24 protein-coding genes are annotated in these 26356 nt (G+C 60.3%); 17 read left to right on the plus strand and 7 right to left on the minus strand.

Annotated features, from left to right (window positions below; genetic code table 11):
* Positions 1-117 precede the first annotated feature (117 nt).
* The 6 genes from GA0061102_RS11330 (at position 118) to lpxK (ending at position 5990) form a co-directional block, all read left to right on the plus strand.
* Complete coding sequence (locus GA0061102_RS11330; protein ID WP_092846924.1) at positions 118-1470, plus strand: TldD/PmbA family protein; 1353 nt, start codon at positions 118-120, stop codon at positions 1468-1470.
* A gap of 27 nt (positions 1471-1497) precedes the next feature.
* On the plus strand, positions 1498-2307 hold the full coding sequence (locus tag GA0061102_RS11335) for a 3'(2'),5'-bisphosphate nucleotidase CysQ (protein ID WP_092846926.1): 810 nt from the start codon (positions 1498-1500) through the stop codon (positions 2305-2307).
* 61 nt (positions 2308-2368) lie between these two features.
* Positions 2369-2614 carry a DUF4170 domain-containing protein gene (locus GA0061102_RS11340; protein WP_092846928.1) on the plus strand — a complete coding sequence of 82 codons (246 nt, stop codon included), beginning with the start codon at positions 2369-2371 and terminating at the stop codon, positions 2612-2614.
* Positions 2615-2793: 179 nt separating this feature from the next.
* Entirely contained in the window at positions 2794-4113 is a 1320-nt protein-coding gene (gene waaA, locus GA0061102_RS11345; RefSeq protein WP_092846930.1) for a lipid IV(A) 3-deoxy-D-manno-octulosonic acid transferase, read from the plus strand.
* Positions 4114-4125: 12 nt separating this feature from the next.
* Positions 4126-4857, plus strand: a complete 732-nt coding sequence (locus GA0061102_RS11350) for an HAD family hydrolase (RefSeq protein ID WP_092846932.1) — start codon at positions 4126-4128, stop codon at positions 4855-4857.
* Positions 4858-4940: 83 nt separating this feature from the next.
* Positions 4941-5990, plus strand: a complete 1050-nt coding sequence (lpxK, locus tag GA0061102_RS11355) for a tetraacyldisaccharide 4'-kinase (protein ID WP_092846934.1) — start codon at positions 4941-4943, stop codon at positions 5988-5990.
* Between the two features lie 38 nt (positions 5991-6028).
* On the opposite strand, the gene GA0061102_RS11360 is transcribed toward lpxK, so the two are convergent.
* Positions 6029-6259 (minus strand): DUF2093 domain-containing protein, encoded by a 231-nt coding sequence (locus tag GA0061102_RS11360; protein ID WP_092847137.1) that lies wholly within the window; start codon positions 6257-6259, stop codon positions 6029-6031.
* Between the two features lie 142 nt (positions 6260-6401).
* Complete coding sequence (gene mutL, locus GA0061102_RS11365; protein ID WP_092847139.1) at positions 6402-8234, minus strand: DNA mismatch repair endonuclease MutL; 1833 nt, start codon at positions 8232-8234, stop codon at positions 6402-6404.
* Positions 8235-8579: 345 nt separating this feature from the next.
* Here mutL and GA0061102_RS11370 point away from each other — a divergent pair, with 345 nt between their 5' ends.
* Together GA0061102_RS11370 and GA0061102_RS11375 are read left to right on the plus strand one after the other, a co-directional pair.
* Positions 8580-10313, plus strand: a complete 1734-nt coding sequence (locus GA0061102_RS11370) for a response regulator (RefSeq protein WP_092846936.1) — start codon at positions 8580-8582, stop codon at positions 10311-10313.
* Positions 10314-10439: 126 nt separating this feature from the next.
* A complete protein-coding gene (locus GA0061102_RS11375; RefSeq protein ID WP_092846938.1) occupies positions 10440-11795 on the plus strand; it encodes a putative bifunctional diguanylate cyclase/phosphodiesterase in 1356 nt (451 codons plus the stop codon).
* A 72-nt stretch (positions 11796-11867) separates the two neighbouring features.
* On the opposite strand, the gene GA0061102_RS11380 is transcribed toward GA0061102_RS11375, so the two are convergent.
* The 5 genes from GA0061102_RS11380 to GA0061102_RS11400 all read right to left on the minus strand — a co-directional run bounded on the left by GA0061102_RS11380 (position 11868) and on the right by GA0061102_RS11400 (position 16105).
* A complete protein-coding gene (locus tag GA0061102_RS11380) occupies positions 11868-12506 on the minus strand; it encodes a PRC-barrel domain-containing protein (protein WP_092846940.1) in 639 nt (212 codons plus the stop codon).
* A 347-nt stretch (positions 12507-12853) separates the two neighbouring features.
* The gene (locus GA0061102_RS11385) at positions 12854-13741 is read right to left on the minus strand and encodes an SMP-30/gluconolactonase/LRE family protein (RefSeq protein ID WP_092846942.1); all 888 of its coding nucleotides are present in this window, start codon (positions 13739-13741) and stop codon (positions 12854-12856) included.
* A 3-nt stretch (positions 13742-13744) separates the two neighbouring features.
* A complete protein-coding gene (locus GA0061102_RS11390) occupies positions 13745-14380 on the minus strand; it encodes a 2-dehydro-3-deoxy-6-phosphogalactonate aldolase (protein WP_092846944.1) in 636 nt (211 codons plus the stop codon).
* Complete coding sequence (locus GA0061102_RS11395) at positions 14380-15312, minus strand: 2-dehydro-3-deoxygalactonokinase (RefSeq protein WP_092846946.1); 933 nt, start codon at positions 15310-15312, stop codon at positions 14380-14382. Before GA0061102_RS11395 ends, GA0061102_RS11390 begins: the two co-directional genes overlap by 1 nt.
* Positions 15313-15334: 22 nt before the next feature.
* Positions 15335-16105, minus strand: a complete 771-nt coding sequence (locus GA0061102_RS11400) for an SDR family NAD(P)-dependent oxidoreductase (protein WP_092846948.1) — start codon at positions 16103-16105, stop codon at positions 15335-15337.
* Between the two features lie 133 nt (positions 16106-16238).
* Here GA0061102_RS11400 and GA0061102_RS11405 point away from each other — a divergent pair, with 133 nt between their 5' ends.
* The 9 genes from GA0061102_RS11405 (at position 16239) to GA0061102_RS11445 (ending at position 26328) form a co-directional block, all read left to right on the plus strand.
* The gene (locus tag GA0061102_RS11405) at positions 16239-17042 is read left to right on the plus strand and encodes an IclR family transcriptional regulator (RefSeq protein ID WP_092847141.1); all 804 of its coding nucleotides are present in this window, start codon (positions 16239-16241) and stop codon (positions 17040-17042) included.
* A gap of 328 nt (positions 17043-17370) precedes the next feature.
* Positions 17371-18108 carry a LuxR family transcriptional regulator gene (locus tag GA0061102_RS11410; RefSeq protein ID WP_092846950.1) on the plus strand — a complete coding sequence of 246 codons (738 nt, stop codon included), beginning with the start codon at positions 17371-17373 and terminating at the stop codon, positions 18106-18108.
* A gap of 635 nt (positions 18109-18743) precedes the next feature.
* A complete protein-coding gene (locus GA0061102_RS11415) occupies positions 18744-19895 on the plus strand; it encodes an Mrp/NBP35 family ATP-binding protein (protein ID WP_092846952.1) in 1152 nt (383 codons plus the stop codon).
* 411 nt (positions 19896-20306) lie between these two features.
* Positions 20307-21284 (plus strand): magnesium transporter CorA family protein, encoded by a 978-nt coding sequence (locus GA0061102_RS11420; RefSeq protein ID WP_092846954.1) that lies wholly within the window; start codon positions 20307-20309, stop codon positions 21282-21284.
* Positions 21285-21337: 53 nt separating this feature from the next.
* Positions 21338-23203, plus strand: coding sequence for a potassium transporter Kup (locus GA0061102_RS11425; RefSeq protein WP_092846956.1), 1866 nt, complete (start codon positions 21338-21340; stop codon positions 23201-23203).
* A gap of 168 nt (positions 23204-23371) precedes the next feature.
* Positions 23372-24550, plus strand: a complete 1179-nt coding sequence (locus tag GA0061102_RS11430; RefSeq protein WP_092846958.1) for a cell wall hydrolase — start codon at positions 23372-23374, stop codon at positions 24548-24550.
* A 308-nt stretch (positions 24551-24858) separates the two neighbouring features.
* Positions 24859-25203, plus strand: coding sequence for an AtpZ/AtpI family protein (locus GA0061102_RS11435; RefSeq protein ID WP_092846960.1), 345 nt, complete (start codon positions 24859-24861; stop codon positions 25201-25203).
* Positions 25204-25281: 78 nt separating this feature from the next.
* Entirely contained in the window at positions 25282-26034 is a 753-nt protein-coding gene (locus tag GA0061102_RS11440) for a F0F1 ATP synthase subunit A (RefSeq protein WP_092847143.1), read from the plus strand.
* 66 nt (positions 26035-26100) lie between these two features.
* Entirely contained in the window at positions 26101-26328 is a 228-nt protein-coding gene (locus GA0061102_RS11445; RefSeq protein WP_004109844.1) for a F0F1 ATP synthase subunit C, read from the plus strand.
* Positions 26329-26356 lie beyond the last annotated feature (28 nt).

Consider the following 26356-nt stretch of genomic DNA (forward strand, 5'->3'; position numbering starts at 1 on the left):
CGACACATGGCCATCGTAAACAACCAGGCGTGAAGGGATTAGAACAAGAATCGGCTTTGCCGCCCTTGATGCTTCATGTAGTGCACAATAAATGGAACGCGAAGGAAAGGCCAAATCATGACCTCAGAAATCGATTCCGCCACTCTGCTTTCCCGCGCCAGCCAGTTGATCGATCTCGCCCGGAAAGCCGGGGCGGATGCGGCCGATGCCGTCGTCGTGCGATCGCGCGCCCATTCCGTCAGCGTGCGCCTCGGCAAGGTCGAGGGCACCGAGTCCTCCGAGAGCGACGACTTCTCGCTCAGGGTCTTCGTCGGCAATCGCGTCGCCAGCGTTTCGGCCAATCCCGGCTTCGACCTGAACGCCCTTGCCGAGCGCGCCGTGGCCATGGCCAAGGTCTCGCCGGAGGATCCCTTTGCCTGTCTGGCCGATGAGGCGGATCTGGCCAAGAGCTACCCCGATCTCGAACTGTTCGACCCGACCGAGGTTTCCACGGAGCAGCTTCGCGAAGCGGCCTTGGCGACCGAAGCGGCAGCGCTCGCCATTTCCGGCGTCACCAATTCTTCCGGGGCCGGTGCTTCGGCCGGCATGGGCGGCCTGGTGCTCGTCACGTCGCATGGCTTTGCCGGCCACTATATGGGCTCGCGCTTCGGGCGCTCCGTCAGCGTGATTGCCGGCGAGGGCACCGGCATGGAGCGCGATTACGATTTTGACAGCCGCCTCTATTTCGCCGATCTGGACACGGCTGAGGAGATAGGGCGCCGCGCCGGCGAGCGTGTGGTCAAGCGCGTCAATCCGCGCCAGGTTCCGACAGACAAGAATGTCACCGTCGTTTTCGATCCGCGCGTCGCGCGCGGCTTCGTCGGCCATATCGCCGGCGCCATCAACGGTGCCTCCGTCGCCCGCAAGACCAGCTTCCTGCGCGACAAGATGGGGCAGCAGGTATTGAAGGCCGGGCTTTCGATCACCGACGATCCGTTGGTCGTGCGCGGTCCGGCTTCGCGCCCCTTCGATGGCGAAGGCGTGTCGGGCAAGCGGCTCGTCATGATCGAGGACGGCGTGCTGAAATCATGGTTCCTCTCCACCTCGGCGGCGCGCGAGATCGGCGGTGGCCTGAAGACCAACGGCCGCGGCGTGCGCGGCGGCACGGCCGTATCGCCATCCTCCACCAATCTGGCGCTGGAACCCGGCGATATATCCCCGGAAGAACTGATCCGCAGTGTCGGAACCGGCTTCTACGTCACCGAGCTGATCGGCCAGGGCGTCAACATGATCACTGGCGAATACAGCCGCGGCGCCACCGGTTTCTGGATCGAGAACGGCGAATTGACCTTCCCGGTTTCGGAGGTGACGATTGCCTCCAACCTGAAGGAGATGTTCATGCGCGTGACGCCGGCCAACGATATCGACCGCGATTTCGGCGTTGCCGCCCCGACGCTCGCTATCGAAGGCATGACGCTGGCCGGACGTTGAGGAACAAGCTGAGATTGGAAGTTGTGAATGAGCGATAGCCAGAAGGCCGGCCGGCCGAGCGATGTGGACCTGATTGTCGAGGCCGCGCTCGAGGCAGGCAGGATCGCTCTCGGCTTCTTCCGGCAATCGCCGGAGGTCTGGTGGAAGAACAACGGCCAGTCGCCCGTGAGCGCGGCCGATTTTGCCGCCAATGAAAGCCTGGCGGCCGCTCTGCGTTTGGCGCGGCCCGACTATGGCTGGCTTTCCGAGGAAACCGATGACGATGCCGAACGGTTGTCGCACGCGACCGTCTTCGTCGTCGATCCGATCGACGGCACCAGGGGCTTCCTCTCGGGATCGGATTTGTGGTGCGTCAGCGTCGCCGTCGTGACCGACGGCCGGCCGGTGGCAGGCGTCCTTTATGCCCCTGCGCTGGATGAACTCTTCGTCGCGACCGCTGGCGGCCAGGCGCTGAAGAACGGCAAGCCCATCAACGTGTCTCAAAGGCTTGGCGACGATCTTCAACGGCTGGCGACCGGCGAAGATATGCTCAAGGGGTTCGATCCCGACTTCCGCAAGACCGTCGAGCGGGTCAAACACATTCCTTCGCTCGCCTATCGCTTGGCCATGGTGGCGGATGGCAGGCTGGAGGCGACGCTCGTCAAGCGCAACTCGCACGACTGGGATCTCGCCGCTGCCGATCTCATTCTGGAGCGGGCAGGCGGAGCACTCGTGGACCTCTCGGGCAATGCCTTGCTCTATAATCGCCCGGAAGTCTCGCATGAGGAACTTTGCGGCGCCCCTGCATCGCAGCTTCCCGAATTTCTCCGCCAGCTTTCACACAGACGAGACGGTTGACCTTTCGGTCAAAATCCCTCAGATGAAGGGCGGAGGGGGACGACAGTAGAAAGAGACGAAAATGACTGATACCAGCGGCAAAAAGCAACTCCTGCACCTCGTCTTCGGCGGCGAGCTGGAAAGCCTCGAAGACGTCCAGTTTCGCAATCTCAGCGAACTCGACATCGTCGGCATGTATCCCGATTATGCGAGTGCACTGACGGCCTGGAAGTCCAAGGCGCAGCAAACCGTTGACAACGCCCACATGCGTTATTTCATCGTTCACCTGCATCGTTTGCTCGATCCGATGGAAAAAGCGGCGTCCTGAGCTGCCTAACACCGAAATTAGCGTTTGATATTCTCGTCCGGAGAGGCGTTCTCGCTTTAAAACCGGATATGAAGCAGTATCTTTGACACAATAAAAACGAAAAATCGGCCGTTTATTCGGCCGTTTGACAATCGGGATTTGGCATCGATGATGATCAGCTGGGATAGGAGTCGATCGAGATGAGCAGCCTCAGGGCGCGTCTTGCCTTGAGCGCCTATCGTCTTGGCGGCATCGCCCTTTATCCGTTTATCGGGCCGTATCTCGCCGTCCGGGCGGCGAAGGGCAAGGAAGATGGTGCGCGCAAGCTGGAACGTTCCGGCTACGCGAGCGCCAACCGCCCGCAAGGACCGCTGATCTGGTTCCATGCCGCAAGCGTCGGCGAGACCTCGGCAGTCATTCCGCTGATCCGCGAAATCCGCCGCCGTGATATTCACGTCATCCTAACGACGGGCACGATCACCTCCGCCAAGGTGGCGCATGAGCGCCTCGGCGAAGAGGTGATCCATCAATACGTGCCGCTCGATCTCAAACCCGCTATCAAGCGCTTCCTGGAATACTGGCAGCCCGATTGCGCCATCTTCGCCGAATCCGAGATCTGGCCGACGACGATCACGGAGCTCGGCCGCCGTCGCATCCCGCAAATCCTCGTCAACGCCCGCATGTCGGATCGCTCCTTTGCCCGCTGGAGCAAGCATCCGTCGCTTGCCGAGGCGCTGTTCGAAAATCTTGCTTTGGTGGTCGCACAGTCAGATCTCGATGCTGAGCGTTTCCGCGATCTCGGCGCCGTGCAGGTGCTCAAGTCGGGCAACCTCAAAGTGGATACCGACGCGCCGTCTTATGACGCGCCGACGCTTGCCAGCTATATGAAGCAGATCGGCAATCGCAAGACTTGGGCCGCGGTTTCGACCTTCGAGGGCGAGGAGGGGGCTGCCGCCTCTGTCCACGCCATGCTCAAGGAGCATAACAGTCAGCTTACCATCATCGTGCCACGCCATCCCGATCGCTGTAACGCGATCGAGGCGATGCTCGTGGAGCAGGGCCTCAAGGTGGCCCGCCGAACCCGCAACGATATCCTGTCAGCGGATGTGGATGTCTTCCTCGGCGATACGATCGGCGAGATGGGGCTTTATCTGCGCATGACCGAAGTCGCCTTCATGGGCAAATCGCTGTTCAACGAGGGCGGCCAGAATCCGCTGGAGCCGGCAATGCTCGGCTGCGCGATCCTGACCGGCGGCCATGTCCAGAATTTCCGCGATGCCTATCAGGTGCTCGCCCGCCGCGGCAGCGCCCGCATGGTGCGCGATACCGAGATGCTGGCGCGGGGCGTGCATTATCTGCTGACCAACGACACGGCGCGGCGCACTATGATCGATGCCGGCTTCGTTGCCGTGCATGATATGCGCGGTGCACTGGCGGCAACCGTCAAGGGTTTGGAACCCTACATCAATCCGCTTTCGGTGAAGGCGCGGTTGATGCCGAAGACGATGGCAAACGGTTAAGAAGGAAAAGGCATGGCAGCGGTCAAGCTGGGAGCGATTGCGGGTATTCTTTTCGACAAGGACGGCACGCTGCTCGACTATGACGCGAGCTGGTTGCCGGTCAATCGCGAGCTGGCCAGAATTGCCGCCCAAGACGATCCCATTCTCGCCGATCATCTGCTTTCCGCCTGCGGCATGGATCCGATCACCGGTCACATCGTCCCCGACAGCCTGCTGGCGGCCGGCAATACCAGACAGATTTCCGAGGGCCTCGTGGCCGCCGGCTCGAAAGTGGCTGTTTCGGAGCTGGTAGGAAAGCTCGATGCACTCTTTGCGCACGCGGCGGATTTCTCCTCGCCGGTTACCGACCTCGCCTCTTTCTTTCAGAGATTGCATCAGCGAGGCTACAAACTCGGGGTGGCCTCGAGCGACAATGAACGCTCCATCCGCCAGACCGCCCGCCGCTTCGGCTTCATCGACTATCTCGATTATATCGCAGGCTACGACAGCGGTTTCGGCACCAAGCCGGAGCCGGGCATGGTACTCGGCTTCTATGCGGCAACCGGTCTTTCTCCGGCCCAGGTGGCCGTCGTCGGTGATAACAATCATGACCTCCATATGGGGCGCAATGCCGGCGTGGGCCTGACCGTCGGCGTGCTGACCGGTACCGGTTCGCGCGAGACGCTGACTGCCGCTTCCGACTATTGCCTCAACGATATTACGGAGCTGGAAAGCCTGCTCATGCCGGTCGCCCAGTTGGCGTAATCTTGGCAAAGGCTTGCTTTTTCACGCAATCTGCCCTTTCTTGCCGCCTTGCTGAAGTCGCAGGCGCGAGACGGGGTTAGAGTATGGTATCGGAAGCACCACCCTTCTGGTGGCGAAAACCGGATTGGCGTGCCTGGGGGCTCTCGCCCTTTTCCTTTCTTTATGGCCGCATTGCCGGACATCGCATGGCGCATGCCCGCCGCGCCTCCGTGCGGGTGCCGGTCATTTGCATCGGCAATTTCACTGTCGGCGGAGCCGGCAAGACGCCGACGGCGCTTGCTCTCGCCCAGGCTGCGAAAGCCAAGGGTCTGACACCGGGCTTTCTGAGCCGCGGTTATGGCGGCTCGCTCGATGTCACCACGATCGTCGATCCCGCACATCACCACGCAACGGCGGTCGGCGACGAACCGCTGCTGCTTGCCCGCGAGGCACTGACGGTCATCGCCCGTCGCCGTGCCGAAGGGGCAGAACGGCTCGTGCGTGAAGGCGCGAACCTCATCATTATGGATGACGGTTTCCAGAGCGCGCATCTCGCCATCGACTACGCCCTCGTGGTGATCGATGCCGGCCGAGGCATCGGCAACGGCTATCTCGTTCCCGCCGGCCCGGTGCGAGCGCCGCTGCGCACACAGCTTCTTTATGCCTCTGGCATATTGAAGGTCGGCGAGGGCATTGCGGCCGACCGCGTCGTGCGGCTGGCAGCGCGGGCCGGAAAGCCTTTCTTCACTGCCTCGGTCAAGGTACGTGGCCAAGAGGATCTGCGCGGCCAAAACGTCCTTGCCTTCGCCGGCATCGCCGACCCGAGCAAATTCTTCCGCACGGTTGAGGCGCTCGGGGCGAACATTGCGGTCACCCGCACTTTTGGAGATCACGAGCATCCGGGCGAGGATGAAGTGTCGGATATGCTCGACATCGCCTCCCGCGAAGGTCTGGAGATCGTCACCACATCAAAGGATTACGTCCGCTTGATCGGCCATCACGGCCGCGTCGACGAATTGCTGAGGCGTTGCAGGGTGATCGAGATCGATATGGTCTTCGAGGATCCGCAAGCGCCCGGCCTGATCATCGACAGGGCGATCGCAGCCGCCCGCGAGCGGCGTCTAGGCGAAGGAAGCAGCATAAAGACTGGCTAGAGCGCTATTGCCGTGCAATGCGGACGCGCGAAGAGAAATCAGCGCTTCTGATTGGGAAGCGCGCCGGCGCGCTTTTCGGCTTCGAGCGAGGAGATCACGTCGGCATAAGGCTCTTGGCGGGCGACGCTCCAGTAGCGCAGCTCATCCAGCGCGATGCGCTGGCCGGTCACGGCGCAAATGACATGAGAGCCGGGCATCAGGATCTGGAAATCGCCGTCGAGATAGCGAATTTTCGCCTCGCGGTTCCCATGTCCCTCGAAAAGATTCATATGCTGCCCGTCCTCGATCTCTGTCACCTGTTTGCCATACAGCGCCGGACGGGACTTTTCCAGAGCATTTCCCGGAAAAGTGCGCAGCGATTTTCCGTCTGGAATGCATGGAACACTCTACTCCCTTCGAAGCCGGCTGTCTTCAGCTGCGTCCGAAGAGCCGCTCGATGTCCGTGAGCTTCAGCTCTATATAGGTCGGCCGGCCGTGATTGCACTGGCCCGAACCCGGCGTTGCCTCCATCTGGCGCAGCAACGCGTTCATCTCCTCGGGCCGCAAGCGCCGTCCCGAGCGCACGGAACCGTGGCAGGCCATCGTCGCCGCGACATATTCGAGCTTGGCGGCAAGCCCGGAGGCCGTATCCCACTCCGCGATCTCGTCGGCCAACTGCCGGATCAGCCCTTGCGCATCGACCTCGCCGAGCAAGGCCGGCGTCTCGCGCACGGCAATCGCCCCGGGGCCAAAACGCTCGACGGCAAGACCGAGTTCGCCAAGCTCCTCTGCAAACACCATCAACCGGTCGCAATCCTCTTCCGGAAGATCGACGATCTCCGGGATCAGCAGGACCTGCGAGGACAGCCGTTTCGAGTGCAAGGCTTTACGCATCGCCTCAAATACCAGCCGCTCATGCGCAGCGTGCTGATCGACGATGACGAGGCCATTGTCCGTCTGGGCAACGATGTAATTCTCATGCAGCTGCGCCCGCGCGGCACCCAGCGGGAAGCCGGCCGCTTCTTCTGCCCGCACCGATTCAACCGGCGGGGTGGCTTCGGCGCGTGCTGTGGGCGTGATAAGTCCTTCAAAGGCAGCTTGAGACTTTTCTCCGAAACCATATCCTCCCGCGGGTGCGGGCCTCTCATAGGGGCGGGATGGCGAGGTCTCCTGCGTCCAGGGTGCAGCTGGTGGCGATGGCCGCCATCCCGGCTGGAAACCGGAACGGCCGGCGCTGAAGGCACGCAACATGCCATCCGCGCCTGTGGTCGCGGCGCGATCCCCCTCCCGTGCCAGGGCCTCGCGGACAGCGCCGATGATCAGGCCGCGCACGAGGCCGGGATCGCGGAAGCGTACGTCGGATTTCGCCGGATGCACGTTGACGTCAACCAGCGCGGGGTCGAGCGTCAGGGAGAGAACGGCGACCGGATAGCGGCCGGCGGGAATGGTTTCGGCATAGGCGCCGCGGATCGCCGACAGGATCTGCTTGTCTTGCACCGGCCTGCTGTTGACGAAAGCATATTGATGGGCCGAGTTGCCACGATTGAACGTGGGAACGCCGGCAAAGCCGGTGAGACTCACATCCTCGCGCACCGCGTCGAGCGCGATGGCATTGTCCTTGAAGTCGCTGCCGAGGATCTGCGCCATGCGGGCGAGATGATCGTCGCCGGTTGCCGGAAATTCCAGCGTCGAGCGGTCGCTGCCCGACAGCACGAAGCGCACCTGCGGGAAGGCGATTGCCATGCGCTTGACGACTTCGGTGATGGCAGCTGCTTCCGCCTTCTCGGTTTTCAGGAACTTAAGCCGGGCCGGCGTGGCGAAGAACAGGTCGCGCACCTCGACGATCGTGCCGGGATTGGCCGCTGCCGGACGCAGATGCAACACCTTGCCGCCGGCAATCGCAATCTCGGCGCCACCGGCGGCACCCGCCCTGCGGCTGGCGATCGACAGTTTCGACACGGAAGCGATGGAGGGCAGGGCCTCGCCGCGGAAGCCGAGCGTGCGGATATCGTCCAGCGTCTCGGAAATTTTCGAGGTGCAGTGTCGCCGGACCGCGAGCTCGAGGTCCGCTTCTTCCATGCCGGAGCCGTTGTCGCTCACCCGCAGCAGCGCCTTGCCGCCGCCGGCCGTCGCAATTTCGATGCGCGTCGCGCCGGCATCCAGCGCGTTTTCGATCAATTCCTTTGCGGCGCTCGCCGGGCGCTCGATGACTTCGCCGGCGGCGATCTGGTTGATCAGGGTTTCGGAAAGTTGCTTGATGGCCATGTTGTCATTCTCGTGGATTCGCGGCGGCGAGGGAAGAGGAAAGGCGGTCCGGCCGTTCTCATCCACGCGTTTCCACCCCGGACTTTGTTAAGGAATTTAATCAATGTTTAAGGGAATGATGACAGGTTGCGAGGCAATAAACTTGAAATGACTGCAGGTGGCGCGCCTCGTGCACGCTGAGGGCTCTTGATGGCAGGTTGGCGGCCATCAACTTCCACGAGCTAAGTTCCATCTGTTTCGAGTGCCCAGGCCAACATGATATTTTCATAAATTTGCCCTGCAGAGCGAGCGGCGCCCTGCCGATTTGCCATGCTGTGAAACTGGTTGAGTGTAGGAATCGAACGAATGACTGCCGAGATTGAGAAGGCAGCTTTGGCAATGATGACGGAAGATCTACCTTCCGGCAGCGTTCTGCACCCGATGTTCTTCGACGCTCTCTGTGACGGACTTTCCAGCGCCTTCTTTGCCTACGACAAGAACGATCTCCTGCTGTTTGCCAGCCGCCAGGTTCTGAACTTCTTTCCAATCCAGCCCGAGTTCCTGCAATCCTCGACGCGATTGCGCGATTTCCTGGGCGCGGTCTTCGATAGCGGTGTGCTGAGCCAGGGAAATCAAGGCAAATCTCCGGCCAACCGTGACGGCTGGATCTCGCAACGCATCGCCTCGCATTGGCGTGAGCGCGTCGAGATGACCGAACATTTCGTCGACGATCGTCGGATCCGCATCATCAATCGGCGGCTTTCGTCCGGGATCGGCTTCTGCATCCTCTCCGACGTCTCGGAAATGAAGAAGCGCGAAGAGCAGTGGCGCATCGACATGGAGCGGGTGCAGCTCACGGAAGATATTCTCGACAACTTGCCTTTCCCGCTTTTCGTCAAGGACCAGAACATGGTCTACGTCGCGGTCAACAGAGCATTTTGCGATAAATTCCAGACCGCGGCAGACGAGGTTCGCGGTCGCAAGGGCGTCGATCTGTTCTCTACTGACCTTGCCCATCGTTTCGACGAGAGCGACCGGCACGTCATCGACACCGGAGAGATGTCGATTTCGCGCCAGCGCCAGATCGCCCGTGATGGCGTCGAGCGCGATATCGTGACGCGCAAGCAACGCATCGGCAAGCCCGGCCGCTATTTCCTGGTCGGCACCATGCAGGACCTGCCGAAGGCCGGAGCCGATTTCGACGAGTTTGCGCTGGCGTCGCACATCAAGGAAAACGGCGACCGATCCTATCGGCGCGCCTATGTTCCGATGGCTGCCCTGCAGACCATTTCGCGTCGTCCCGCCGCGATGGAGACCTTCGCTCCGGAGAATTTCAGCGGTCGCAAGATTCTCGTCGTCACGTCAGATTTTGCCGCCGAGACGGCGGCGCTGAAGACTCTCGGCACATATGGTTTCGACGCCTGTGTCGTCCACGACGAGAACGAGGAGGCCGCGTTTCTGGATGTGGCAAGCGCCCACGACGTCAAGATCGATCTCGTCATCGTCGACAATCAGCTCGGCAAGCGCGGCATCGAGCTGGCGGAGCGGCAGAACGTGCCCGCCCTGTCGCTGGATGGCTCGCAGCTCACCACGGAGCTGCCGTTCCTGATCGCTCGCCATTTCAACCGCAATATTCGCGGCGAGCTCGGAGACGTCAAAGGAGCTGCGCTTGCGCAGGAGTGGCGGCACGGAAGCGGCGAAGACCGCCGCGTGCAGGTTGTGGTCGCCGAAGACAACGACATCAATCAGATCGTCTTCGCGCAGATCCTCGAAGGTCTCGGATATAGCCATGTCATTGCCGCCAGCGGCGATGACGCCGTGCGCCTCTGGCAGGAACATCGCCCCGAACTGATCCTGATGGACATCTCGTTGCCGGGCCTGAACGGGTTCGAGGCGGCAAGATTGATCCGAGGTGCGGAAAAGGGCAGCGGCTCGCATACGCCGATCATCGGCGTGCTCACCCAGGCCTTTGAGCGCGATCGCAACGAATGCGCCGATGCCGGCATGGACGATGTCATCCTGAAACCGGTCAGTCCGGATATTATCGAGACTGTATTCCAGAAATACATGCGCAATATCCGCAAGGTACAGAGCAGGTAGATGTTACGATGATACCACATTCGGCGGCGGGTTATTGTGGGCGTCGAATAACCGTCGTCTTGCCATCCTTTGTTAAGACTTCGCCTTCATGCTTTTTCCAGGGTGGAGAAAACATCGGAACCGAATATGAAATCGGCTGAAATGCTGCTTGGGCCAGTCAGTCAGGAATCGCAGGCCTTAGCTTATACCGATCCGCTGACGGGATTGGGCAATCGCCATCGCATGCGCGAACGCACGCGCCAGCTTTCGCTCGAGCGCGCCAGCGATCCCGCGCCCTTCACCGTCGGTATTGTCAATCTGGACTCCTTTAAACCGATCAACGATCTGTTCGGCGTCGAAGCCGGGGACGAAATCCTCTGTCAGGTTGCGCATCGCCTCAAGGCATGCATTCCGGATGGGGCGGCTGTAACCCGTCATGATGGCGACGAGTTCGCCTTCGTCCTGCCCCTGGTTTTCGAGCGTCTCGGCGCCGAGAAATTCGGGCAGATGATCCGCGAGGTGCTGTCGGCTCCCTATGATCTCGGCGATCGCAACGTTCGACTATCCGCCTCCTTCGGCTTCGCCATCCATCCCTTCGGAGGCGAGGAGTTCGACGATCTCCTGAAGAACGCCGAAACGGCACTCTACCGCTCCAAGCGCCGCGGCCGCGGCCAGATCACCGTCTATTCCCGCGAGATCGCCCAGGAGATGAAGCGGGCGACGCAGCTGGAGCAGGCGTTGCGAAATGCCATCATTTCCGACGCTATCGACGTGCATTTCCAGCCGATCGTTTCGCTCGCCAACAATATGGTACTCGGTTTCGAGGCTCTTGCCCGATGGAACGATCCCGATCTCGGCTTCGTTTCTCCTGCCGTCTTCGTGCCGCTCGCCGAGGAGCGCGGCTTCATCGACGCGCTGTCCGAAACGCTTCTGCGGAAGGCGGCGGAGGCGGCGCTCTCCTGGCCGCGCGAGCTTTTCCTGTCCTTCAACTTGTCTTCGGCACAGCTGATGGATCCCGGCACCAGCAGCAGCGTCCTTGCCATTCTCGCCCGCGTCGGCCTGGATCCGCATCGCCTCGAGCTCGAAATCACCGAAACCGCTGTAATGAGCTCGGCCGAAACCGCGCATCGTATCATCGCCGATCTTCGGGCTGCCGGAGTCCGCATTTCCCTCGACGATTTCGGCACCGGTCAATCGAGCCTTGGCCGTTTGCGCGAATTCATCTTCGACAAGGTGAAGATCGATCGGGCCTTCGTCTCCCGCATGAATTCCGACAGGGCCTCCGAGCACATCATCAAGGCTGTTCTTGCCATGTGCGAAGGGCTGGAGCTGCGCGTGGTCGCTGAAGGCATCGAAGAAAATTCGGAGGCCGCGAAGCTGAGGGCGCTCGGCTGCGCGATGGGGCAGGGCTACTATTTCGGCAAGCCGGCCGATAGCGCTGCGACGCTTCGCTATCTGCAAACACATTATTTCGAACTCGGCAGCGAGCGCGAGATCGCTTGAGGCGGCAAGCATGTCCAAAGAAAGCGGCGGCCGGAAAGGGTCGCCGCTTTCTTTTTGATCAGGCTAATCCTGTTACTTGCTGGTCGACGACGTCGTCATGTTGTCGGTCGCCGGCATGGTTGTCGTTCCCTCCAAACGCGCCGCCTTTTCCGAAGCCTGCATCATAAGCGTCTTGAACTCGGGCGCCGATTTCAGCGCGGCGGCCGTTTCCGTCGTCGTCAGCTTGATTGTACCATCCTGTGCATTCTGGGTGGCGTTGATCTTGCTGAACGGCACGGCGACATTCTTCTGGCCGAGGCCGAGGAAGCCACCGACGCCGACCACGGCTGCGACGACACCGCCCTGCTTCTGCAGGATCAGGTCGTTGATGCTGCCGATACTTTCATTCTGACCATTATAGACCGACTGGCCCATATAGGTCCTGGCACTGATCTGATCCGCGGACTGCGTGGTCAGATAGCCGCCCGCCTGCTCGGTGCCCGTTGAGCCTGTTGACGCAGCGGGAGCCTGAGCCTTGGTTTGCGGCGTTGGGCTATCCGGCTTTGCGGCGCCGGGCGTCGCCGGAGCGGATTGTGTCAGCGGCGCATTGCCGCTGTTGCCTGTGCCTCCGTTCGACGGCTGTTGCGCCTGTGCGAAAGCCATCGGCGAGAGCACGGATCCAGCGGCAAAGATTGCGCCTGCAGCGACGGAGGTGAAGAGTTTCCCAGTCATCGTGAACCTACCTTTCATTCTGATGGGCATGCCTAGTGACAGGCATGCATACCAGTGCGAGTGGATTTCCTGATTACTGACCATCATCGTACCGGTCGTAAGGCAAATGGCTCAGGGAAGCTTTGGTTCCGTCAAAAGTTGCAGAAAGTCGATGTCTCGAGGTTGCAAACGGGGATAATGTTATGAGAAAACAATGCGTTGATTTACCAATGCGGTCCGAAAGTTTAAACGCGTCAGCTGCGTCGAAATATGGCTGCGCCTATTTTTACGACATATAACCTGATCGCGGCGGCGCCATCCGCATAGCGGAAATCGCCTTCGCACCCGAGCGCGAAGGCGAAGGTCAATCAAAGCTTGTAGGGCGGATCGAAGACGCCCCGGACAGTCGGGCCGAGCTCCAGAAGCGCGCCGGCCTGTGGCTGCATGGAGCGCGCTTCGTCATCGAGCCCTTCCCAAGCGGTGGTCACCGCCAACCGGTCGGCATTCTTGCCGATGAAGGCGGGGCAGGAGGGCTGCATGGCAGGCACGCGATAGCGCTCGATGCGCAGTCCGTCCGGGCTGTATTTGTCGACGAAGCCGGATCCCCAGCGAGCATTCCAGATATAGCCGTCGGCATCGCAAACCGACCCATCGAGACCGCCCGGATCTTCCATACTGTCGACCATGACGATCGGCTCGCCCGCCGGAAGCCCGGTCTCCGGATCGACGAGGACGCGCATCAGCTGGCTGACGCGCGTGTCGGTAAAATAACCGATGGTGCCATCTGGTGAAAAGCAGATCGAGTTCGGGATGCTGATCTGATCGAAGATCTTGGTGACCTTGCCGCCGGCGACATGATAGATGGCGCCCGCCTGCATCTCGGCGCGCTTGCCCATGGTGCCGATCCAGAGCGAACCGGAAACATGCGTGCGTCCATCGTTGGAACGGTTTTCCGGCTTGTCGGCCTCGATTGCCGCATAGAAGCTCAATTCGCCGCTCGCGATGTCGCGGAGGAACAGGCCTTCTTCGGTGGCGATCATCTGCCGCTCCGCATCGACGCGGGCAAGCACGCTCGCCATCATCGGCAGCTCGTGGACCTGCTTCTTGCCGGTCGGCAGATGCAGCTCATGCAACTCTTTGCCGAGGATATTGAACCACCAGACAGTGTCCGTATCGGGATCGTAGGTCGGGCCTTCTCCAAGGACGGATGAGGTATTGCAGAGAATATTTCCCTGAAAATCATGAATATCGGTCATAGATCAGGCTCCTATGGCGGCGTCATAGGCGTAAATGGTGGTCTTGGCGCGTTCGGCAACCTCTGCGGCCGTCATTCCCGGCTTGTAAAGGCTGGTTCCCAAACCGAAGGCCAGGATGCCAGCTTTGGTGTAATCGGCGAAATTCTTGTCCGAAACGCCGCCGACTGCAGCGATAACAAGCTCCGGCGGCAGAACGGCGCGAATGGCTGTGATACCGGAAGCGCCGAGCACGCCGGCGGGGAAGAATTTCAGGCCGGTAGCGCCGGCACGGGCGGCCGAAAGCGCCTCGGTCGCGGTGAAGACACCGGGCATCGTCACCATGCCCTTGTCGCGCGCGCGGCTGATCACCGCGGGCTCGACATTCGGCGTCACCAGCAGCTTGCCGCCGGCGCCGTCCAGCCTGTCGACATCTTCCACAGTCAGCACCGTGCCTGCGCCGATCAGGCAACCGGCAGGCGCCATCTTGGCAGCGATTTTGATCGAGTGAAAAGCCTCGGGCGAATTCAACGGGATTTCGATGGCAGTGAAACCGGTTTCGATCAGCGCGCCGACGATATCGGCGGTTTCCTCTGGCTTGATGCCGCGGAGAATAGCAATCAGCGGGCGCTTCATGGGCGGAAAGGGGACACGGGTTGTCATCAGCTTTTGCTTTCGTTCTTGAGCCAGATCGCTTCGGCCGCAGCGGAAAGCCCGCGACGAACGGCAGCATCGGCGTCGATGGTCTGGTAGGGGAGGGACAGGCTGCGGAACGCTTCTTCATAGAGCGTCTGCAGGCGTCCGGAGGCGACGAGCGTGATGGCGGCTCCTTGCCCGGCAGAAGACAGAGCGCCGGCGATCTCGGCGCCGATCAGCGTGCCCGAGATCAGCGCCTGCGCCCCGGCCGCCGTTGTGCCGTGGAGAAGCTGGCCGGAGCGGGCGGTGAACATCAGATTGGTGACGAGCTGCGGCTTTTCGAATGCAGCCTTGAGGGCCGCTTCGAAGGCCGTGGTGTCGGCAGGCATGTCAGCGGCGCCGGCCACGGCATGCGACAGAATGCTGTGCTTGGTGATGACGTCGAAAAGTTCGCCCGTCATGAAGGTGGAAAAGCCCGTCACCCGGCCGTCGACAACGCGCACCCATTTCGAATGCGTTCCCGGCATGCAGACGATCTGCTCGCCTTTGGCATCGGCGGCAATCGCGCCGAGCAACTGCGTTTCTTCTCCACGCATGACATCCGGAGCGTCCTTGGCTCGCTGCGCCAGGCCTGGCAAAATGCGCACGTCGCGCGACTGCCCGGGAACGACAACTGCGCCCGTGAGAATAGCTGCCAGCGATGTCGGCGTATCGATGTAGCCGGCTTCGACCCAGCCCTGGCGCGCACCTGCCATGCCGCAGACGATGACAGGAAGATCCAAGGGCGCGGAGATGGCATCCAGATGCGCCTGCAAGATATTGGCGAAGCCGGCTTGAGCTGCCGTCGTCATGCCTTCGCCGCTTCGGCGTTCCGCCAGAATATTGCCGTCTTCGCCGATCAGCCACAGCCGGAAACTGCTGGTGCCCCAGTCCACCGCGATAAATGCGGGCTTAGTCATGAGAAATGCTCCAAGTCTTTCATTAGAAAATGCCGCCATCGACGATAACGGATTGTGCCGTCATCCCGCCCGAGCAGTCGGACGCAAGGAAAAGCACGGGTCCCACAAGATCCTCGGCCTTCAGCACGCGCTTGAGGCATTGCCGCTCGATGGTTTTGGCCATGCCGTCCGCCGTCAGCCACAGCTCGAGCTGTCGCTCCGTCACGATCATGCCGGGCAAGACGGCGTTGACGCGGATGTTTTCCGGACCGAAGCGACCGGCAAAACTTTTCGTCAGCCCGATAATGCCGGATTTCGCCGCTGCATAGGAAGAAAGCGCCGGCGGGTTCATCTTGAAGACGATCGAGGAGAAATTGATGATCGATCCGCCACCGGCCGACCGCATGCCGGGTGCCGCAGCCTGCGAAACGAAAAAGACCTGCTTGAGGTTGATCGACTGGCTGTTGTCCCAATATTCCTCGGTCGTCGTGTCGATATCGTGCCGGTCGTCCCAGGCCGCGTTGTTGACGAGCACGCGGATCGCACCGAGATCGGATTCCACTGCCGCAACCGTGCTCTTGATCGTGCCGACATCGCGCAGATCGGCGTGGTAGAAGGAGACGGGATGCGCCGACTGCGACGAGAGCCTCGCGGCGAGCGCCTTGCTCGGCTCCTCCGCAATGTCGATGAAGGCGACTTTCGCGCCTTGTTGGGCGAACCCTTCGACGAGTGCTGCGCCAATGCCGGAGCCGCCGCCGGTGATCAGCACCGTACGATCCTTCAGATCGGGAAATTGCGCCTGTGTCTCAGCCAAGGTGTCTCCTCCTCGGTTTGCGAATTAGTTCCATTATTTGGAACAAAATTTGACTATGTGGAATTATCTGATTACACTTCCATCGTGTCAAGGATACCGCGCCAGTGCGAGCGATAAATGAAAGGATGTGGAGCTGAGTTCGGATAGCGAAAAGGCAGATCGCCGTCGCGAGCGGGAAACCGGCACGCTGGGAAAGCTCGTCGCACTGCTCGACCTCGTTGCGCTCGCCGAAGGTCCAATGCGCTTCACCGATATTCTTTCCCTGTCCGATCAGCCGCGGGGCACGCTGCACCGGCAATTGTCGCATCTCGTCGAAGAAGGGCTCCTGGAGGTCGATCGCGATGGGCGCTACCTCATCGGCATCAGGCTCTTGAAACTGGCCTCGCGCAGTTGGGCGCGCAACGAATTTCGCGCCGTTGCCGAGCCGCATCTGCGACGCCTGCAGGAGGTCACCGGCGAAACCGTGCATCTTGGCGTCCTGCGCGGTTCGGAAGTGATCTATCTCGACAAGGTCGAGGGCCGGCAGTCCGTCCGCATGTATTCCCAGATCGGCAACGCGTCCCCGGCGTACTGCACCGGCGTCGGCAAGGCAGCCCTCTCTGCGCTCGACGATGCCAAACTTGCCGAGCGGATCGCCGACCTCGAATTTCGACCCTATACCGAGCACACGCTGCGGAGCGCCGCTGAATTGCTCGCGGATATCCGCGACATCAGAGTGCGGGGCTATGCATTCGATCGGGAAGAGCATGAGAGCGGCATATGCTGCGTTGCCGCGCCGATCTGCTCCGATGGCGATCACATGCTGGCGGGTGTCTCGGTAACCGGTCCCGCCTATCGTGTCACGTCGGGGAAACTGCAGGATTGGGCGCCCCTGGTGGTCGCAACTGCCGATTCGATTATGACTGATATGCGCAATCGGATGGGTCCGAAGCGATAATCCGGTGCCCGTTTGCCGCAGCCATCACATGAAATTCGTCAATTTATCGCTGTTCGCGCTGGACCTTAGCGAAATTGCGTATTTAACTTAAATTTGATTATTGAGATGTGCGTAAGAACTGCCATTATCCTCGCATGATTGCTGAGATCATAAAGGATTTGGCGGAATGGCAGACGGACATCGTAGTAATGAACGTTGAAGCGATCGGAATCCTGTAAATCTTATATTTGCGCAAACGCCGGTTATCCGGCGCCGGTACGATGACGTCGACGGAAAAGGCGACAGAAGTTACTCGTTTTTTCCTCTTTTACATAAAGAAGACTAGCAAATGGCAGCATTGATGCAGGCGGGAGCGTCTCCTCGAGGCGAAGATTTTATTGAGGAAATTGGCAGGCTGAAGACACAGTTTGATGTGTTTCGTTTCATGAAGGGATTGACCGAAGCCTATCGTTGCCGGGCCTTCATGGTCGTCAACCTGCCGCCGATCACCTCCTTCGAATTGCAGAGCAATACCGTGATCAACAATTGGCCGGCAGAGCTTCTTTCGACCTACGATCAGGAGGGATTGCTGCCAACCAGCCCCGTGCTGCAGCGTCTGCGCCGCACCACGCTGCCCTTTGTCTATGACCTGGCGCTGGCCCCGAACCGCGAGGCGAGCAAATCCCAGCTCGTCATCGCCTTGTTCGAGAAGTTTCGCATGACGCGCTTCATCTGCCTGCCGACCCATGATGCATCCGGCATGCGTGGCGCGGTCTCCCTGGCCGGCGATCGCGAACCCTTTTCGCCCGAGGAGATCAAGGATCTTTGCTACGTTGCGATCCACGTTTATGACCGGCTTGCGGAGATCCGCAGCATGGATGTGCGGGTCGTCGATGCGCTCACGGATCGCGAGATCGATTGTCTCAACTGGACCGCGGCGGGCAAGACCAGTGCCGAGATCGCCGAAATCCTTGCGCTCTCGGAGCACACCGTCAATCACTACCTGAATCGAGCGACCAAGAAACTCGACACCGTCAACCGCACGCAGGCCGTCGCCAAGGCCTTGCGGGTGGGATTGATCAAGTAGCAGCCTTTCCGGCCGATAGCTTCGCTGGCGTCTTAATGGCAGAGCCCGATGATCGAGATTCGAGCAGCTTTGTGCCCGAATCTGGCATGTTGCGCATAAAATATGCGGAAGCGCCGCTCTGCGGCTGACAGGTCAAGTGGGCCGACTGCCGCCAGACGATTGAAATGCATCGATTTTCGCGGTCCTGTGAAAAGTGGCACGCTTCCTGCTTCTTAAGTGGCAGAAGTCCGGAGGGGACTTTGATAACAGCGCCGAACAACGTGCGCGGATCAAATGACCGTCGCCGATGCCCTTGTCGAAGTTTTTTCGGCGAAAAGTATCGGCGGCGGTTGTTGCTTATTTGGCACGCCGGCCGAGATCAGTGGCGCTCACTGGGCGATTTTCGCATTCTTGCCTTATTCCTTTCGGCTGCCTGCCCTATGTCCGCCCGCGAAAACGTCCTTCCCGTTTGGGAGAGTGTTGCGGCTGGTAGGGTCATAGACCCGGCGGACCTGCCGGCCGCAACCAAGACGCTTTTTAACGACTGCGCCGAATTTCGTTTGGCGAAGTCCTGCCACTCCACTATCTAAGCCAGATGGATGTCGAGAGTTTGCTGTGAATGGCGCTCTCTCGATGCAGCGCGTAGTGAGGATGGCATGGCAGACATCACCAAGGAACAGGTGCTGGAAACGTTGAAGACGGTTCGCGGCCCGGATCTCGAGCACAATATCGTCGAGCTTGGCATGGTGTCGGATGTCTTCATCTCGGACGGCAAGGTGTATTTCTCCATTACCGTCCCCGCCGAGCGAGCCAAGGATCTCGAGCCGATGCGTCTTGCGGCCGAGCGTGTGGTCAAGGACATGCCCGGTGTGAAGGGCGCCATGGTTGCTCTGACCGCCGACAAGAAAGCCGGCAGCCCGACGCCCCCTCCGCCTCCGTCGCAGGCTGCCCCTCATGCTCATGGCCATACTCATCCGCACGGTCAGCAGCAGCCGCGCGCTGCCAAGATTGGCGTTCCCGGCGTCGGCGCCATCATCGCGGTCGCTTCGGGCAAGGGCGGTGTCGGCAAGTCGACGACGGCGGCCAATCTCGCGCTCGGCTTGGTGGCCAATGGCCTGCGCGTCGGCATACTCGACGCCGACATCTACGGTCCGTCGATGCCGCGCCTGCTCAAGATCTCCGGTCGGCCGACCCAGATCGATGGCCGCATCATCAATCCCATGCAGAATTACGGCTTGAAGGTCATGTCGATGGGCTTCCTCGTCGAAGAGGAAACCGCCATGATCTGGCGCGGGCCGATGGTGCAGTCCGCACTGCTGCAGATGCTGCGCGAAGTCGCCTGGGGCGAGCTCGATGTGCTCGTCGTCGACATGCCGCCAGGCACCGGAGACGTACAGCTGACCATGGCGCAGCAGGTGCCGCTTGCCGGCGCGGTCATCGTTTCGACGCCGCAGGATCTGGCGCTCATCGATGCCCGCAAGGGGCTGAACATGTTCCGCAAGGTCGAGGTTCCCGTCCTCGGCATCGTCGAGAACATGAGCTATTTCATCGCTCCGGACACTGGCACCCGCTACGACATTTTCGGCCATGGCGGTGCGCGCAAGGAGGCCGAGCGGCTCGGCATCCCCTTCCTCGGCGAGGTGCCGTTGACCATGGGTATCCGCGAGAGCTCGGATGCGGGAACGCCGCTGGTTGCGGTCGAGCCGAACGGCGTCGTCGCCGGTATCTACCGCGAGATCGCCGCCAAGGTTTGGAAGCAAATAGCCGATACGCCGCAGCGTTCTGCCCCCTCGATCGTGTTTGAATAATTCACGGCACCTTGTCTGCTTTCTGTATAGCGACGGATTGTCTTGCCTGTATCCTGTGCTATGACTTCGCCGGATTGTGAAATCTGCGGTGAAAGCGCACGGTAAAGGGGTTGTGACTTGATTCTTTGCGAGCTTTGCTGCATATGCGCCGCCGGCGTGGAGCTGGTCGGTTATTTCCGATGATTGCCCTCCGCCGAATGGTGGTTCCGTTTCGTCCGGTCAGGCGGCTTCGCCGGGACGGACAATTGATTGGTACAGCAGCGCAGTGCAACGTGGACACGGATTCCCGGCCGGCCCGGCGGGATAAGGCCGGGGTTTTATGAGCTTTTTTCGTTGGTCATTGTTGGGATCGCGGCAGGCGTGCGTAACGCGCTTCGGCCGTCGCTCCGTCTCCGCCGCGGGAGCGCGCAGTTGATCACTGCCTATTGCTCAGATTCCAAGCAGCTTGAGCTTCCCGATCTCTCGGCCGCGGCCCGATTGCCCGACAACGCCGTCTGGATCGACATGGTCGAGCCGTCCCGCGAGGAAGAAGCCAACATTGAGCGCCTGCTTGGGCTCGAAGTGCCGACGCGCGAAGACATGAAGGATATCGAGCCGTCGAGCCGCCTCTATATCGAGAACGGCTCGGTTTTCCTGACCGGCTCGTTGCTGTGGAAGGCCGATACCAATCTGCCGATGCTGACCGATGTCGCCTTCATCCTGACGGGAGATCGGCTGGTCACCATTCGCTACGCACGGCCGAAATCCTTCGCGTTGTTCATTGCAGCGCTGCAGCGAATTCCGCAGGAGCGGCGCACGGGCGTGGCGCTCCTTGCCAAGCTGCTCGAAACGATTGTCGACCGTACCGCCGAGGTTCTTGAACAGGCCGCCGCCAGCATCGATATATTGTCGGTGCACGTCTTCGGCGATCGCTTGAAGAAGATCCGCCGTCCGTCGAATTATCTGGAAGAAAAGCTCAAGGACATCGCTGGCTATCACCGTACGATCAGCAAGGTACGTGACAGCCTGAGTTCCCTGTCCCGGCTGCTGACCTTCCTTTCTACCATCCCCGCAATGCAGCAGGACACCGAGGCCAGGGAGCTCTGCCGCAATGTGTCGCGGGATGTTCAGTCTCTGTCGGAGCATGCCTCTTTCGTCGCAGGCAACATCACTTTCCTGCTGGATGCATCGCTCGGGCTGATCAATATCGAGCAGAACGCCATCATCAAGATCTTCTCAATCGCTTCCGTGGTGTTTCTGCCGCCGACGCTCGTGGCGTCCGTTTATGGCATGAATTTCGAGCGTATGCCCGAACTGCATTTCGCTTACGGCTACCCGGCTTCGTTGACGCTGATGGTCGTATCCGCCGTCGTCCCGTTTTTCTTTTTTCGCTGGAAAGGCTGGCTCTGAGAGTCTAGTGATCCTGAATGTCTAACGAAACCAATCATTCTCCCGACGGGACAATGAACGCTCGTAAGCTTGCCTACCTAGCCCTCGGTTCGATCGGTGTGGTGTATGGCGATATCGGTACGAGCCCCCTCTATGCCTTTCGCGAAGCGCTGAAACCGGTGGCTGCCGACGGGCTGACCCGCGGCGAAGTCATCAGCGTCATCTCGCTGATGTTCTGGACGCTGACGATCATCGTCACCATCAAGTATGTCCTTTTTCTGCTCCGCGCAGACAACGACGGCGAAGGCGGCACGTTGTCGCTGCTGGCCCTGTTGATGAAGACGGCGAATGGCCATACTGCCATTCTGATGCTGTTAGGCCTGCTGGGCGCGGCACTTTTCCTTGGCGACGCCATGATCACGCCGGCGCTTTCGGTTCTTTCGGCAGTCGAAGGTCTGAAACTCGTCACACCGCAACTGTCGGACTATATCGTGCCTATATCGGTCGCGATCATGGCGCTGCTTTTCGCGATCCAGTCGCACGGCACCGGCGCGGTCGCCCGCTTCTTCGGCCCGATCACCGCCCTCTGGTTCATCGTCATGGGCGTTGCGGGCATCATGCACATTTCCGATGACTACAGCATTCTGGCAGCGCTCAATCCCTGGTATGCGGTCAGCTTTCTCTTGCGTGAAGGTTTTCTGGGCGTCGTCGTGCTTGGTGCGGTGTTCCTGACCGTGACGGGTGCGGAAGCGCTCTATGCCGACCTCGGCCATTTCGGTCGCCGCCCGATCCAGTGGGCGTGGTTCGTGCTGGTGTTCCCGTCGCTGACCCTAAACTATTTCGGCCAAGGCGCCCTGGTGCTGCGCCAGCCCGAAGCCATGTCCGATCCGTTCTTCCTGATGTATCCGCATTGGGCGATCCTGCCGGTGGTCATTCTCGCCACGCTCGCGACGATCATCGCCAGCCAGGCCGTCATCACGGGTGCCTTCTCGCTCACGCGCCAAGCCATCCATCTCGGCTTCCTGCCGCGCATGGAAATCCTGTTTACCTCCGAAACCAACACCGGCCAGATCTTCCTGCCGTCGGTCAACACCGTGCTGTTCTTCGGCGTCATCTTCCTGGTGCTAAGTTTCAAGACCTCGGATGCCCTGGCGACGGCCTATGGTATTTCGGTCACCGGCGCGATGGTCGTCACCTCGATCATGGCCTTCGAATTCGTCCGTGTTCGCTGGAACTGGTCGCTGCCGATGGCGGCCGCCGTGCTAACGCCGCTGGTATTGCTGGAATTCGTCTTCCTCGGCGCCAACCTGCTGAAGATCCACGACGGCGGCTACGTTCCGGTGACGATCGCAACGGCCTTCACCGTCATCATGTGGACCTGGCGCCGCGGCACCAGGATCCTGATGGAAAAGACGCGTCACACCGATATTCCGCTGTCGTCCTTCGTCAGCTCGATCGAGCGCAAGAGTGATCATTCTCCCGCGCATGTGCCGGGCACCGCGATCTTCCTGACCAGCGATCCGGAATCGGCACCCGCCGCGCTGCTGCACAATCTGAAGCACAACCACGTTCTGCACGACAAGAACGTCATCCTGACGATCCGCACCACCAACAAGCCGCGTGTCGTCCAGGAGGATCGCTATTCGGTCGAGAAGGTTTCCGAACGCTTCTCACGCGTCGAACTGCGCTTTGGCTTCATGGAATCGCAGAACGTCTCGCAGGCATTGGCGACCCTTCGCAAGACTGGCCTGAAGTTCGACATTATGTCGACCTCCTTCTATCTGGGCCGCCGCAAGCTGGTGCCGGATGCGAAGTCTGGCATGCCGCATTGGCAAGACCGGCTCTACATCGCACTCGCCAATGCCGCGACGGATCCCTCCGACTACTTCCGCCTGCCGGCCAACCGCGTGGTGGAACTGGGCTCGCACGTCATCATCTGAGGCGGGTGCTATCGTTGTTTGTTGGAAGGCTCGGCGGATATCCGCCGAGCCTTTCCTCTGTTTAGGCCTGCCACGTTCGTGACACGTCTTCACCCGAATTAACCATCCATCAAGGTTAATGGGAGATTATTCCGGCTCCTGGTTTCGAGTGCCGTTTGGAGTTCGGTGTTGTCTCGTTCGCGTCATGTCAGTCGAAAATTGCGGTTTCTGCCGCAAAACTGGACGTCTCCAGCCGTTTTCGGGCTTTGCGCATGGCTGATCTTTCCATCGCCCGCGGCCTATGGAGATCTTGCCGGTCTGCTTGCGGGCATAGACAGGCAAGGGGCCAACTGGCGCATGGTGATGACCAATTCGCCGGCCGGTTCCACCCACCAGGCGGAACTCGCCTTCGGTGATGCAAGTGCGGCCGCAGCCATCGGCGATGGCGGCCTGCTGTTGCCGGATGGAAGCCGCGTCGCTTTCCAGTCCGAACGGAAGGGCAGCGATCCCAGGCCGGATGAGGAGCGCATCAACCGTCAGGCAAAGAAGGGCCGGGTGGTTGCCGTCGCGCCGATGCTGCCGCCGAAGGATTTTTCCGCCGGTTCCGTACTGCAGCGTAACAGCATGCTGCTTCGTCCCGAATCCGAGACCGGCGAGCGTACCGCTTTCCTGAAGCCGAAGTTGGGCGGCAAGGAGATCCAGATTGCCACTGCCTTCTACAAGAAGCAGCCGCCGAAGCCGGACGGCAGCGTACCGGCCTACCTGGCTAACCTCGTTACCAATCAGAATGCCGATATTCTTGCGGCCGCCTATGCGCCGCCGACGCCGGACTACGCCCGGACCTCTCCCTTTGATTCCATCCTTGCCAAGGATCAGGACGGTGAAGGTCGTTTCGTGCCGCAGATCGGGCCGAAGGATCATTCCTGGGCCGCCAATGTCCTGCCACCCTCGGTGTTCTCCTCGGATGAGCAGCAATGTCTCGCGACAGGCATTTATTTCGAGGCGCGCGGGGAATCGGTGAAGGGGCAGGCAGCCGTTGCCCAGGTTATTCTCAATCGCGTCCGCAACCCGGCCTATCCCAAGACCATTTGCGGTGTCGTCTATCAGAATGAGGATTGGCACAATGCCTGCCAGTTTTCCTTTGCCTGCGACAACGTCAAGGAGCGGGTCAACTCGCCGGAGCACTGGCGTATCGCACGCCAGGTCGCCATGGCGGTTACCGCCGGCAAGATCTGGTTGCCCGAAGTCGGCTCAGCCACACATTATCATGCTGTCTATGTCAGGCCGAATTGGGCGGCCGAAATGGTGAAGGTCGGCCGCATAGGCATGCACATCTTCTATAGGACCTATGGCGGCGGCTGGAGCTGAACCGTCCGGGCTTGCAGATTTCGACCTTTCGAACGCCCCGGTGGCTGACAAAAAAGCCGCAGCAACGCGTGGGCTGAAGAGGATTCTTCGGCTCAGTTTTCGCCTCTGATGGTTCTTTCAATTTAACGTCATGATTTAATTGGGCTAATTTATGGCTGGACAGATGCCGTCTACGCCTTGACTATGCTTTTTGCTAAAACTATGTTGCGCGCGACTTCAAAACGGGCCGAAAGGTGGCGAAACCTGCTGTTCGTTTGCGCGTTGACCGGGGATTGGGATAGCGCGCGACGGAAAGAGAGGACATCACCATGACGGATGACCGCGACAAAAGTCTGGAACAGCGGCGTGCGCAGCTGGATGCCGAATTGGCAAGCAAGCGCGCTGCGATGAGAGAGGATGAAGACGGGGAGGTTCGCGCCGAGGAAAGCCGTAAAGGCTATGCTCAGGCGATGAAGCTTTCCAGTGAATTCATAGCCGCTATCATCGTAGGTGCTGTTCTGGGCTACGTCTTCGATCGTTTTGTCGGTACGGCGCCGTGGGGCATGATTATCTTGCTGCTGCTCGGATTCTGTGCCGGTGTACTGAATGTGCTGCGTTCCGCAGGCAAGGTGGCGACACCGGCGCTCGAGGAACGTCGCTCGGACAAGAAATGAGCGGAAACAACGCTGCGGCGCTGTTTCCAAGTGAGAGGCATCCGCTCGCTCGAGCGGAAAAATGAAAGAGAACAAGCGGTGGCAAACGGACCTACCCATCAGTTCCTGATCTTCAAGATTATCCCGATCGATATCGGCGGAATTGATTTTTCGTTCACCAATGCCTCCCTGTTCATGGTCGCCTCTGCAGTGATCTCGGCCGGCTTCCTCTATTATGCCTGCGCACCGCGCAGCGTTATCCCGAGCCGCTCGCAGTCGGTTGCGGAAATGGCCTATGAGTTCATCGCCTCGATGCTGAAAGAAGGGGCGGGAACGAAGGGAATGAAGTTCTTCCCGTTGGTCTTCTCGCTCTTCATGTTCGTGCTGACGGCAAACCTGCTCGGCATGGTTCCCTATTTCTATACCGTCACCAGCCAGATCATCGTCACCTTCGCACTGGCGCTGCTGGTTATCCTGACGGTCATTCTCTACGGCTTCATCAAGCACGGCTTTGGCTTCCTCAAGTTGTTCGTGCCGCATGGTGTTCCGGGCATTCTTCTGCCGCTGGTGGTGGTGATTGAAATCATCTCCTTCCTGTCCCGGCCGATTTCGCTCTCCGTTCGTCTTTTCGCCAACATGCTGGCTGGTCATATCACGCTGAAGGTGTTCGCAGGCTTTGTCGCCTCGCTTGGAGCCCTCGGCGCGCTCGGCATCGGTGGCGCAATTCTTCCCCTCATCATGACCGTCGCCCTAACCGGTCTCGAGTTCCTTGTCGCCTTTCTCCAGGCCTACGTCTTCGCGGTACTGACTTGCATGTACCTCAACGACGCAGTTCACCCGGGTGGCCACTAAGGATAAAGACATTGGCGTCTAAGGGCGTCAGTCATTCACCGCACAACCATTTCAAAGGAGTTCAACATGGACGCGGAAGCAGCAAAGTTCATCGGCGCAGGTTTGGCTTGCTTTGGTATGGCCGGCACGGCTCTTGGCCTCGGCAATATCTTCGGCAGCTACCTGTCCGGCGCACTGCGCAATCCGTCTGCCGCTGACAGCCAGTTCGGCCGTCTGGTATTCGGCTTCGCCGTTACGGAAGCTCTGGGCATCTTCTCGCTGCTCATCGCTCTCCTCCTGCTCTTCGCCGTCTGATATCAGCGGCGTCATAGATCACGGTTCG

Origin of the sequence: Martinezella miluonensis (assembly GCF_900094545.1) — a bacterium.
GTDB classification, from domain to species: domain Bacteria; phylum Pseudomonadota; class Alphaproteobacteria; order Rhizobiales; family Rhizobiaceae; genus Rhizobium; species Rhizobium miluonense.

What these genes read in the sequence shown, in the direction of transcription:
- GA0061102_RS11375 (WP_092846938.1), top strand. Translation starts at nt 10,440, where the DNA reads ATGAAATCGGCTGAAATGCTGCTTGGGCCAGTCAGTCAGGAATCGCAG.
- GA0061102_RS11435 (WP_092846960.1), top strand. Translation starts at nt 24,859, where the DNA reads ATGACGGATGACCGCGACAAAAGTCTGGAACAGCGGCGTGCGCAGCTG.
- GA0061102_RS11410 (WP_092846950.1), top strand. Translation starts at nt 17,371, where the DNA reads ATGGCAGCATTGATGCAGGCGGGAGCGTCTCCTCGAGGCGAAGATTTT.
- GA0061102_RS11330 (WP_092846924.1), top strand. Translation starts at nt 118, where the DNA reads ATGACCTCAGAAATCGATTCCGCCACTCTGCTTTCCCGCGCCAGCCAG.
- GA0061102_RS11390 (WP_092846944.1), bottom strand. Translation starts at nt 14,380, where the DNA reads ATGACAACCCGTGTCCCCTTTCCGCCCATGAAGCGCCCGCTGATTGCT.
- GA0061102_RS11370 (WP_092846936.1), top strand. Translation starts at nt 8,580, where the DNA reads ATGACTGCCGAGATTGAGAAGGCAGCTTTGGCAATGATGACGGAAGAT.
- GA0061102_RS11415 (WP_092846952.1), top strand. Translation starts at nt 18,744, where the DNA reads ATGGCAGACATCACCAAGGAACAGGTGCTGGAAACGTTGAAGACGGTT.
- GA0061102_RS11360 (WP_092847137.1), bottom strand. Translation starts at nt 6,259, where the DNA reads ATGAATCTTTTCGAGGGACATGGGAACCGCGAGGCGAAAATTCGCTAT.
- GA0061102_RS11385 (WP_092846942.1), bottom strand. Translation starts at nt 13,741, where the DNA reads ATGACCGATATTCATGATTTTCAGGGAAATATTCTCTGCAATACCTCA.
- GA0061102_RS11395 (WP_092846946.1), bottom strand. Translation starts at nt 15,312, where the DNA reads ATGACTAAGCCCGCATTTATCGCGGTGGACTGGGGCACCAGCAGTTTC.
- lpxK (WP_092846934.1), top strand. Translation starts at nt 4,941, where the DNA reads ATGGTATCGGAAGCACCACCCTTCTGGTGGCGAAAACCGGATTGGCGT.
- waaA (WP_092846930.1), top strand. Translation starts at nt 2,794, where the DNA reads ATGAGCAGCCTCAGGGCGCGTCTTGCCTTGAGCGCCTATCGTCTTGGC.
- GA0061102_RS11445 (WP_004109844.1), top strand. Translation starts at nt 26,101, where the DNA reads ATGGACGCGGAAGCAGCAAAGTTCATCGGCGCAGGTTTGGCTTGCTTT.
- GA0061102_RS11335 (WP_092846926.1), top strand. Translation starts at nt 1,498, where the DNA reads ATGAGCGATAGCCAGAAGGCCGGCCGGCCGAGCGATGTGGACCTGATT.
- GA0061102_RS11425 (WP_092846956.1), top strand. Translation starts at nt 21,338, where the DNA reads ATGAACGCTCGTAAGCTTGCCTACCTAGCCCTCGGTTCGATCGGTGTG.
- GA0061102_RS11380 (WP_092846940.1), bottom strand. Translation starts at nt 12,506, where the DNA reads ATGACTGGGAAACTCTTCACCTCCGTCGCTGCAGGCGCAATCTTTGCC.
- GA0061102_RS11350 (WP_092846932.1), top strand. Translation starts at nt 4,126, where the DNA reads ATGGCAGCGGTCAAGCTGGGAGCGATTGCGGGTATTCTTTTCGACAAG.
- mutL (WP_092847139.1), bottom strand. Translation starts at nt 8,234, where the DNA reads ATGGCCATCAAGCAACTTTCCGAAACCCTGATCAACCAGATCGCCGCC.
- GA0061102_RS11340 (WP_092846928.1), top strand. Translation starts at nt 2,369, where the DNA reads ATGACTGATACCAGCGGCAAAAAGCAACTCCTGCACCTCGTCTTCGGC.